Here is a 5,827-nt window from a genome sequence, read left to right as displayed (position 1 = left end):
GGGCTTCCCCATGTGAGAGTAGGTCATCGTCAGGCTCTTAAACTAAACAAAAGACCCCCGCCACGAAAGTGACGGGGGTTTTTTGTTGGGTTTAGGATCACGCTGATCTCCTCTCACTACCTCGCAGTGCTCGCGCTGCCATGTGACACCCGATGCACCGAAGGTGCCAGGGTGAGGCGCCAAGGCGTCCCGACGGGATAGCGAGCTTGCTCGCTACCTAAGTAGGCCATAATCACGCCAGCCGCCAGCCGCCAGCCGCCAGCCGCAACATGCCCGACGCTAAACCCCAAACACGCCCCCACGCCAACACAAAAAACTGCCGCCCGTCGGAGCCTGCCTCCTGTGGCCAACCCATCACCATGCTGGTATGGCTCTTACACGGCGAGGAGCGCTCATCTTCGTGCGCCCGTCTCCCCGTGTTTGAGAGCATTTCCTGAAAGCCCGCAAGAACATCGCCCCCGAACTCCCCTCCCTGACAGGATGCGCTGACAAGCAACGCAAGAGTGGCTCGGCATTTCTTCCGTGGAGCCCCTGTGAACAGGCTTCATTTCGCTGCTGGACGCAGGTTGGCATCTGATGCACGAAAACGGTGCTCTAATCCTGCCATCACGGTGTTATTTTCTGTATTCCAAGGCTCCATTGCGTTGTAGGAAAGTGGTAAGGTTGGGCCTGATTTGCACTTGTTGTATACGGAGTGACTACGGGTGTTGTTCGGCTCGTCCGGTGTTGGCGGGGTGTTGCCGGAGGCTGGTTCGGGAATTGCAGGGTTGGCCTGCATCGCCCTTCTCATCGGGAGGGGCTGTTATTGTCGTTTGGATTTGGGAAAAGGTTAAGGACTATGGCATCAGATAATAAAGCCGGTGTAATGAATCCGTTGCAAGCGCTGGAGCAACGCCTCCAACAACATGGTGATGCGGTTGCATTTGTCCAGCCCCTCGGCGGCGGAGAACTGCGTGAGTACACCTGGAAAGACGTTGACGATGAAGCAAGAAGGATTGCTGCCTATCTGCATGCTCAAGGTATGGAGAAAGGAGATCATGTGGCGCTGGTTTCCAAGAACTGTGCTGAGTGGATTATCACCGATGTGGCTATCTGGATGGCTGGTGGTGTCAGTGTCCCTCTTTACCCAACACTGGTGGCTGAAACGGTTCGCCAGATCATGGAGCACAGTGAGTCCAAATTCCTGTTTGTCGGCAAGCTTGATGACTGGGATATGATGAAAGCGGGGGTTCCTGATGGGGTCAAGCAGATTGCTTTGAGTCTGGCGCCTGAAGATGCCCTCAATGCCTTCCCGAAGTGGTCCGATATTATCCGCGAAACGGCGCCGCTAACTGAAGTGAATACCCCTGACATGGCTGATCTTGCCACCATTGTTTATACCTCTGGCACCACGGGTATGCCGAAAGGTGTGATGCATGATTTTCAGGGGCTCTCCATTGTCGGTGAGAAGATGATCAAGGTTTACAACCTTGAGCCGAATGAGAGAATGATTTCCTACTTGCCGCTTTCCCACGTTGCCGAACGGGTGGCGGTAGAAATCGCTGTGCTTTATGTGGGTAACAAGATTTTCTTTGCTGAGTCCCTGGATACCTTTGGTGAGGATATCAAGCGTGCCCAGCCGACGGTGTTCTTTGCTGTTCCGCGCATCTGGTCCAAGTTTTATCAAAAGGCATCTGAAGCCGTACCACCTAAGAAGTTGAACACGCTGCTCAAGATTCCCTTCCTGAACAAGATCATCAAGAAGAAAGTGCTCGGAGCAATGGGGCTTGATGAATGCCGTATCGCACTTTCAGGCGCCGCGGCGTTGTCGCCGGATATTATTACCTGGTTCAAGAAGCTGGGTCTTGAGATTCTTGAAGTATATGGCATGACAGAAAATCTGGCGTGGTCTCACACTACAGAAGAGGGCGATCAGCAGATCGGCTGGGTAGGCACGCCTAACGACGGGGTTGAATGTCGAATCGGTGATGGCGGTGAGATCATGGTGCGTAGCCTGGGTAACATGAAGGGCTACTACAAGCAGCCTGAGAAAACCGCAGAAGATCTGACTGAGGATGGCTGGCTTCACACCGGGGATGTCGGTGAAATTGACGCAAAAGGCCGCTTGCGTATCACGGGTCGTGTTAAGGAAATCTTCAAGACCGAAAAGGGTAAATACGTTGCTCCGGCGCCAATCGAGAACCGCATCGTCACTCTGCCTGGATTGGAGCTTGCCTGTGTGATTGGACAGGGAATGCCGCAGCCTATCGCACTGCTTAATATCACCCCGGAGGAACAGGAAAAGCTGTCCAACGGAGCTGAGAAGGAGCATTTCACTAAAGAGCTCGAAAAACTGCTGGCTCAGGTGAATGAGCAGCTTGATCCTCATGAGCGTATGTCCACCTTGGTGGTCTGCAAGGAGGCATGGACGGTGGAAAACAACATGATTACTCCGACCTTGAAACTCAAGCGGAACGAGATCGAAAAGCACTACGCTGACGGGATTGCCCAGTGGGGCAAAACCCGCGGGGTGGTTTGGGAGGCTTGAGCCTGATGAAAGAGGCGGATCAGACGCTGATCCGCCTTCTCTCCGATGGAAAATCTCATTCCGGTTCCGAACTAGGGGATAGGTTGGGGATTTCACGGGCTGCAGTCTGGAAGCGAATACAGCGCCTTGAACAGTTCGGGCTCGCGCTGGAGTCGATTAAGGGGAAAGGTTACCGGTTGCGCCAGCCGCTTCAGCTGCTGGACGTGGACAGGATGGCCGAAAATGTTGCAGAACGTGCCCGCCTCCATTACAGCTGGGTAACCGATTCCACCAATGCAGATGCATTGGCCTTGCCGGGTCCGGTATCTATTCCCCACCTCTTTATCAGTGAATGCCAGTTGTCTGGACGAGGTCGTCGTGGCAGGCAGTGGCAGTCCCCGTTTGCTGCCAATATCTATCTTTCCCTGCGTTATAGTGCGGCCGGAGGGTTTTCAACCCTTGGCGGGCTGAGTCTTGTGGTGGGAGCCGTGGTTGCCGATGCGCTGGTGGCACTGGATCCGTGTTTGCCTGTCACCATCAAGTGGCCCAACGACCTTGTCATTAATGGCAGCAAGGTAGGGGGTATTCTGATAGAGCTTGCTGGCGAAATGGACGGGCAGGTTGATGTGGTCATCGGTATCGGAATGAACGGGGCGATGACGTCGTCGCAGGCGGCAGATATTGATCAGCGCTGGACGGGGCTGGCTGGTGAAATGCAGGGCAATTACGACAGAACGGCCATTGCTGCGGCGATTCTGGATGCGCTGCTTGATGCCTTGCCGTTATTCTCCGAGAAGGGGTTCGCTGGTTTTTCGGCGCTGTATGCCCGATTCGATGGTGTGCTGGGTCGGAAGGTCAGGGTGATATCAGGTGATAATGAGTTGATCGGGATGGCTTGTGGCGTCACTGACGAAGGCGCACTCAAGGTAGATGATGGTACCCAGGTGCGTGAATTGTTTGGTGGGGAAGTCAGTCTGAGGCTGCAATGAAGTTGTTTATTGATATTGGCAATACTGCCATGAAGTGGCGCTACACGCTTAATGGCGGGGTGGTGCAGGGCGGTTGCCGCCATGGTCGTGACTGGGCGCCAGTTGTCGAGTTGTTATTGGCCGGGGCGCCTGCCCAGCGGCTGGTGTCCGTATGGGTGGCTTCGGTAGCAGGTAGAGAGGCCGATGCGGAGGTGACGAGATTGCTGCTGGCGGCAACGGGAGTTCAGGCGCGCTTCTATTATTCCCGGGCAGAGCATCACGGGGTGACCAATTGTTATCCAGAGCCTGTTCGGCTGGGTGTTGACCGTTGGGTCGCCATGATTGAAGGATTTCGCCGTTTTGGCCCCTGCATTATTGTCGACTGTGGTAGCGCGTTAACAATCGATGCGGTTGATGCTCATGGGCACTTTATGGGGGGGTATATCGTTCCTGGTCTGGGCATGTTGCGCGGGGCCTTGCTGCGAGATACTGCTGATGTGCATATAGAGCCGGGAGCGTCTTCATTGGGCTTGGGCAAGTCTACTGGGCAGTGCGTCCATAATGGATTGTTGCGTATGTCTGTGGCCTTCGTCACGGAGGTGGTGGTTGAACTGCGCCAAGTGCTTGATGATACTTGCAAAGTGCTGGTGACCGGTGGTGATGGGCCGGAGCTCTTGGAGGCATTTGCATTTGATTTTGAGCATATGCCGGATCTGGTGCTGGACGGCCTGGAGTTTGTGGCTGGCGAAGAACAATAAGTTGGGGGCAGGTCTGTGCGGTGGATATTCTATAGTTTGTTCGTGGTAAACCTTGTTTACCTTGGCGTCCAGTTGACAAAAACGGTGACCCGGCAACCGCAGATATCTCTGCGCGCCCCTTCAAGTATGGCCTTTGATGATTCTCTCGTGTTGTTATCAGAAAGCCCCCAGCCTCCGCGCGGGGGGGCTCGGGCTGCTGCCCGGGGAACGCTTTGTCCTGTTATTGGGCCCTGGGAAAGCATGGAGGCGGCCAGGGCGGGGGCTGTGCAGCTGAAAGCTTCTGGTGTGGCAGGGATGGTGCGCTCCTTGACCGTGGAGAAAGACCGGCTCAGCTGGGTGTACCTGCCTCCCTACGCTGATCGTGACAGGGCGCTGTCGGTGCTGCACGAACTGCAGGATCGCGGAGTTGACAGCTTTATCGTCAAAGAGGGTGATGATGCAAATGCTATCTCACTGGGCTATTTCTCCAGTGAAGAGTCTGCAGAAGGGTTGCGGGTGAAGATGCGCAATGCGGGGTATCCGGCATTTGTGCGGGAAACATCGCGCCCGGTGACAGAGTATTGGGTTTATCTTTCCGATCCTGAGCCGGAAGGAAAAGAAGGGGTGGTTGTTTTTCTTCAGGCAAATCAGTCGCTTAAGCTGGACAGGGTTGCTTGCCAGTGATTTGGTGAGCAATTATTGAGCGTTCGGTCTCTAATTGGATTGCGCCCCACATATCCTTTCTATAGAATTCGCAACCCTTGTGAGCTGGCGTAGCTCAGTTGGTAGAGCAGCTGATTTGTAATCAGCCGGTCGGGGGTTCGACTCCTCTCGCCAGCTCCAGCTTATTAAGGTCGCTAACTACTTGAAAATCGGTTGACAAGTTGTTGGTGCGTAAAGAGAATGTAGGCCCTTTTCTGGAGGGGTTCCCGAGTGGCCAAAGGGATCAGACTGTAAATCTGACGCGAAAGCTTCGGAGGTTCGAATCCTCCCCCCTCCACCAGATTAAGCGTAGATCGGTTACGATCTGCAAGCCGGAAGGCTGGCAAGGCATCGGAAGGTTTGCGGGCATAGTTCAATGGTAGAACCTCAGCCTTCCAAGCTGATGATGCGGGTTCGATTCCCGCTGCCCGCTCCAGTTCCGGTAAGGTTTGGTCGCTGCAAGCGGCATGAAGGTTATGCTCATATAGCTCAGTAGGTAGAGCACACCCTTGGTAAGGGTGAGGTCACCGGTTCAAATCCGGTTATGAGCTCCAATTTCCGGGCCCAGGTATATCCTGGGCCCGGCTTCATGTGTCTTGCTGGTGCCAAGGCGGTCTGTGTTTTCTTAATGCAGTCCTTAAATGTGTCTTTTCGGTTGTATGTACGCCATATGGCGAGAAAGCGCAGCCAAGTTGAGAGGTGAAGAGTCGTGGCAAAGGAAAAGTTTGAACGTAATAAACCGCACGTAAACGTAGGCACCATTGGCCACGTTGACCATGGTAAAACCACCCTGACCGCTGCGCTGACTCGCGTATGTGCGGAAGTGTGGGGCGGCTCTGCCGTTGCCTTCGACGGTATCGACAATGCTCCGGAAGAGCGTGAGCGTGGTATTACCATCGCCACCTCCCACGTAG

5 protein-coding genes and 4 tRNA genes are annotated in these 5,827 nt (G+C 54.6%); all 9 read left to right on the top strand.

The annotated features are described in order from the left end of the window. Nucleotides 1-838: 838 nt before the first annotated feature. Entirely contained in the window at nt 839-2,527 is a 1,689-nt protein-coding gene (locus D4A39_RS16545) for an AMP-binding protein (RefSeq protein WP_031226986.1), read from the top strand. A 5-nt stretch (nt 2,528-2,532) separates the two neighbouring features. Further along, nucleotides 2,533-3,495 (top strand): biotin--[acetyl-CoA-carboxylase] ligase, encoded by a 963-nt coding sequence (locus tag D4A39_RS16540; protein ID WP_119918570.1) that lies wholly within the window; start codon nt 2,533-2,535, stop codon nt 3,493-3,495. Beyond that, a complete protein-coding gene (locus D4A39_RS16535; RefSeq protein WP_022986513.1) occupies nt 3,492-4,232 on the top strand; it encodes a type III pantothenate kinase in 741 nt (246 codons plus the stop codon). Before D4A39_RS16540 ends, D4A39_RS16535 begins: the two co-directional genes overlap by 4 nt. A 264-nt stretch (nt 4,233-4,496) precedes the next feature. Continuing rightward, on the top strand, nt 4,497-4,895 hold the full coding sequence (locus D4A39_RS17990) for an SPOR domain-containing protein (protein ID WP_233552511.1): 399 nt from the start codon (nt 4,497-4,499) through the stop codon (nt 4,893-4,895). An 83-nt stretch (nt 4,896-4,978) separates the two neighbouring features. Then, nucleotides 4,979-5,054 (top strand) — tRNA-Thr (locus tag D4A39_RS16525). 76 nt (nt 5,055-5,130) lie between these two features. Further along, nucleotides 5,131-5,214 (top strand) — tRNA-Tyr (locus D4A39_RS16520). A gap of 61 nt (nt 5,215-5,275) precedes the next feature. Beyond that, nucleotides 5,276-5,349 (top strand) — tRNA-Gly (locus tag D4A39_RS16515). A gap of 42 nt (nt 5,350-5,391) precedes the next feature. Next, nucleotides 5,392-5,467 (top strand) — tRNA-Thr (locus tag D4A39_RS16510). 155 nt (nt 5,468-5,622) lie between these two features. Next, the coding region (locus D4A39_RS16505; RefSeq protein ID WP_233552509.1) for a GTP-binding protein at nt 5,623-5,827 on the top strand (205 nt) is incomplete at its 3' end.

The organism is Alcanivorax profundi (assembly GCF_003597125.1).
GTDB lineage: Bacteria > Pseudomonadota > Gammaproteobacteria > Pseudomonadales > Alcanivoracaceae > Alcanivorax > Alcanivorax profundi.
The sequence above is the reverse complement of the archived record's forward strand: the minus strand, read 5'-3'. Positions and strand labels throughout refer to the sequence as shown.

What these genes read in the sequence shown, in the direction of transcription:
- D4A39_RS16545 (WP_031226986.1), top strand. Translation starts at nt 839, where the DNA reads ATGGCATCAGATAATAAAGCCGGTGTAATGAATCCGTTGCAAGCGCTG.
- D4A39_RS16540 (WP_119918570.1), top strand. Translation starts at nt 2,533, where the DNA reads ATGAAAGAGGCGGATCAGACGCTGATCCGCCTTCTCTCCGATGGAAAA.
- D4A39_RS16535 (WP_022986513.1), top strand. Translation starts at nt 3,492, where the DNA reads ATGAAGTTGTTTATTGATATTGGCAATACTGCCATGAAGTGGCGCTAC.